Source organism: Polynucleobacter sp. 35-46-11, from assembly GCF_002281105.1.
The window spans coordinates 1-3742 of the sequence record NZ_NCFJ01000243.1; the positions used below are offsets into that span (position 1 = coordinate 1).

At 45.7% G+C, this 3742-nt stretch carries 3 protein-coding genes; all 3 read left to right on the forward strand.

What is annotated here, in order from left to right; all coding sequences use genetic code 11:
* Window positions 1-41 precede the first annotated feature (41 nt).
* Window positions 42-2390: an ABC transporter ATP-binding protein gene (locus tag B7Y67_RS12735; RefSeq protein ID WP_293598969.1), complete on the forward strand. Its 2349-nt coding sequence runs from the start codon at window positions 42-44 to the stop codon at window positions 2388-2390.
* Window positions 2387-2863: a DUF1854 domain-containing protein gene (locus tag B7Y67_RS12740; protein WP_293598970.1), complete on the forward strand. Its 477-nt coding sequence runs from the start codon at window positions 2387-2389 to the stop codon at window positions 2861-2863. Before B7Y67_RS12735 ends, B7Y67_RS12740 begins: the two co-directional genes overlap by 4 nt.
* Before the next feature lie 187 nt (window positions 2864-3050).
* A partial coding sequence (locus B7Y67_RS12745; protein WP_293598971.1) for a tripartite tricarboxylate transporter substrate binding protein occupies window positions 3051-3742 on the forward strand: 692 nt, incomplete at its 3' end.

A 3742-nucleotide genomic window follows, 5' to 3' on the forward strand; every position in this document is an offset into this window, starting at 1 on the left:
TTAAATCTTAGAAACCTAGCTCCACTATACTTTTAGGACTAATGAAGCCAGACATTTCCCCATCCGTACCCTCTGTACCCATTCAATGGGTTGCTGCATTAGAGGCCGATCAGTCCCCGGTAAAAGGGCTGGATTCCATACTGGCATGGGTTGAGCTGGATCTTGACGACATGATGCGCTTTGAAAAAAGCCTTCTTTGCTTGATCCCGTCAGGGCTATTTTGGACAGATGGCACCCACTCAGAATTTTGGCCGATTAGCTCTGGAGCCCATCTTCTCCAGGGAGATCACGCTGGAGTGGGTTATCTGAAATTGGAGTCTGAGGTCTCTTTGCTGAGGCTTTGGCGCTTTACTTTGGCTGTTAATCCTCAAATATTGCGTCTTCAGAGTGCCTATAAGCAGTTCATGGCTGGTGCCCAGATCGTCAAGGATTCTGAGGCTTCTGAATACGATAAACAGGTTTGTCCAGTTTGTTTGAGTCCAAAGCCAGCCAATTCAGAAGCTTGCCCCACCTGCGATCCTGAAGATGATGCTCCGCCATCTACTTTGACCTTATTTAAGCTGTGGCGTTTTGCGCGCCCCTATAAAAAAGAGCTTTTATTGGGTTTTTTTCTGACTTTGCTCTCAACCGGCGCCACTTTGATCCCGCCTTACTTGACGATGCCTTTAATGGATCACGTATTGATCCCATATGAAAAAGGTAATCCGATTGACTTCAATTTAGCAAGCAAATATCTCATTGCTTTATTTGTTGCCGCTGTCGTAGCCTGGGGTTTGGGTTGGTGGAAAACATACTTACTTGCATTGGTGAGTGAGCGTATCGGGGCAGATTTACGCAATACCACTTTTGAGCATTTGCTGAAATTATCTTTGGAGTATTTTGGCGGCAAAAGAACTGGTGACTTGATTGCGCGTATTGGAGCTGAGACGGATCGCATCTGCGTATTTTTATCTTTGTACGCTTTGGACTTTGCGACCGATGTGATCATGATCACGATGACTGCAGCAATTTTAGTTTCGATTGACCCCTTGTTGGCATTAGTAACTCTCGCGCCGTTGCCATTTATTGTGTGGATGATTCATGTGGTCCGAGATAAGCTGCGTTTTGGTTTTGAAAAGATTGATCGCATTTGGTCTGAAGTGACTAATATTTTGGCGGATACGATTCCAGGCATTCGGGTTGTCAAGGCTTTTGCTCAAGAAGAACGCGAGCTCAAACGTTTTGTAGATTCGAATAAGCACAATTTGCAAATTAATGATCGCGTTAATCGAGTATGGGGTTTGTTCTCGCCAACAGTTACGCTATTAACTGAAACTGGCCTCTTGGTAGTGTGGGGTTTTGGTATTTGGCAGGTGGCTCATCAAAAAGTGACAGTAGGTGTGTTGATCGCTTTCTTGGCCTATATCGGACGCTTTTACATTCGATTAGATTCCATGAGTCGTATTGTTTCGCATACCCAAAAAGCTGCTGCTGGTGCCAAACGTATTTTTGATATCTTGGATCATGTTTCCAGTGTTCCCGAGCCAATCAATCCAGCGCCATTGGGGCAAGTGAAGGGTCAACTCTCCTTAAGGGGCGTGGGTTTCCGTTATGGCAACCGGGCCGTTTCTAAGGGGATTGATCTGGATATTGCTCCAGGTGAAATGATTGGTTTAGTGGGCCATAGCGGTTCAGGCAAGAGCACGCTAGTGAATTTGATTTGCCGCTTCTATGATGTGAGTTCAGGCGCCATCACATTAGACGGGCGCGACATTCGTAGCATCGGAATTGCGGACTATCGCAAGCGCATTGGTTTGGTACTGCAAGAACCCTTCTTATTCTTTGGCACGATTGCAGAAAATATTGCGTACGGAAAACCAGATGCTTCGCGCGAAGAAATTATTGAAGCGGCGCGCGCTGCACATGCTCACGAATTTATTCTGCGCTTACCGCTGGGTTACGACTCCTTGGTAGGTGAGCGTGGCCAATCTCTTTCTGGTGGAGAGCGTCAACGTATCTCAATTGCGCGTGCGCTTTTAATTAATCCAAGCATTTTGATTTTGGATGAAGCAACCTCATCGGTAGACACTACAACTGAAAAAGAAATTCAGCGCGCCTTGGATAATCTGGTGAAAGGTCGCACGACGATTGCGATTGCTCATCGCCTTTCTACTCTTCGAAAAGCTGACCGCTTAGTAGTGCTAGATAAGGGAGAGATTGTGGAGATCGGATCACATGATCAGTTGATGGATGCAAGGGGTGCGTATTACGCTTTGTATCAAGCGCAACTTCGCCACGCTGCAGAACTGGTTGAAGGTGGTGCGATTGGCGAGAGCATTGATGAGAATCAAAATGAAATAGATGAAGAGCGACTTCAAGTTATTGCCAAAGATGTCGGGGGAGAGGTATGAGTCACCATCAAAAATCCTATACTCTGGAGCGTGATGCCCTTGGTCGTCTAGTGTTTACAGATGCTCAGGGAACTTCGCACATTGGCGTCTTTCCAGTAAGGGCGTTCCCAATTACAGAGCCAGAGGCCGGAATCTCCATCATGGACCAGTCTGGTAAAGAGTTGTGCTGGTTTGATGATGCCAAGACTATTCCTGAGGGTGACTTAGCTCTTATTAAGGAAGAGTTGGCGGCTCGTGAGTTCATGCCCGTGATTAAAAAGATCACCAAAGTGTCTACTTTTGCCACTCCAAGTCTTTGGGATATTGAAACTGACCGAGGCCCCACCAGAATTCGCCTCAAAGGTGAGGAAGATATTCGCCGTATTGCCGGAAATACACTGCTAATAGCTGACTCCAATGGACTGCAGTTCTTGATCTCAGATTCCACGAAGCTCGATAAGGTTAGCAAGAAGCTTTTGGACCGGTTCAGATAGCAATTTCACTGCTAATTTTTATTAGGGTTATTACTAATTCAACTAGTGAAAGCCCTAGGTATCGATTTAAATATTGTTGATGCCAATCAAGAGATCTGTGCCCGGATCGATCAAAAATCATTACACAACAAAGAAAAGCCAAAGTAATATTGGTATTCAAAAATTTTTTGGAGGAGCGTTCATGAAGATGAAGTTAAAAGGGGCATTGATTTCCACCGCATTAGCCCTCGGTGCTGTTGCTGTTTCACCTGCTTTTGCTGCTTGGGAGCCAACCAAGCCAGTTGAGTTCATTATTCCTGCCGGTCCTGGTGGTGGTGCTGACCAAATGGCTCGTGTTATTCAAGGTATTGTTACTAAGCATAACTTGATGAAGCAATCCATTATTCCAATCAACAAGTCTGCTGGTGCGGGTGCTGAAGGATTTCTGGCAATCAAGGATGCAAAGGGTGATCCAAACAAAATCATCATTACCTTGTCAAATCTGTTTACCACCCCAATGGCAACAGGCGTTCCTTTTAACTGGAAAGAAATTACTCCGGTAGCTATGTTGGCTCTAGACCAGTTTGTTCTCTGGACCAATGCTGATAAGCCTTATAAAAATGCCCTTGAATATATTGCCGCAGCTAAAGCAGCTGGCCCTGGTAAATTCCGCATGGGCGGTACTGGTTCTAAGCAAGAAGACCAAATTATTACTGTTGCGCTTGAGAAAGCAACTGGTGCTAAGTTCACCTACTTGCCTTTCAAAGGAGGTGGCGCAGTTGCGGTTCAGCTCGTTGGTAACCATATCGATTCATCTGTAAATAATCCTATTGAGGCCGTTGCTCAATGGCGTGCAGGTAAGTTGCGTGCTCAGTGCGTATTTGATGACACTCGTATGCC

Coding starts and splice junctions, on each gene's coding strand:
- B7Y67_RS12735 (WP_293598969.1), top strand. CDS start 42: ATGAAGCCAGACATTTCCCCATCCGTACCCTCTGTACCCATTCAATGG.
- B7Y67_RS12740 (WP_293598970.1), top strand. CDS start 2,387: ATGAGTCACCATCAAAAATCCTATACTCTGGAGCGTGATGCCCTTGGT.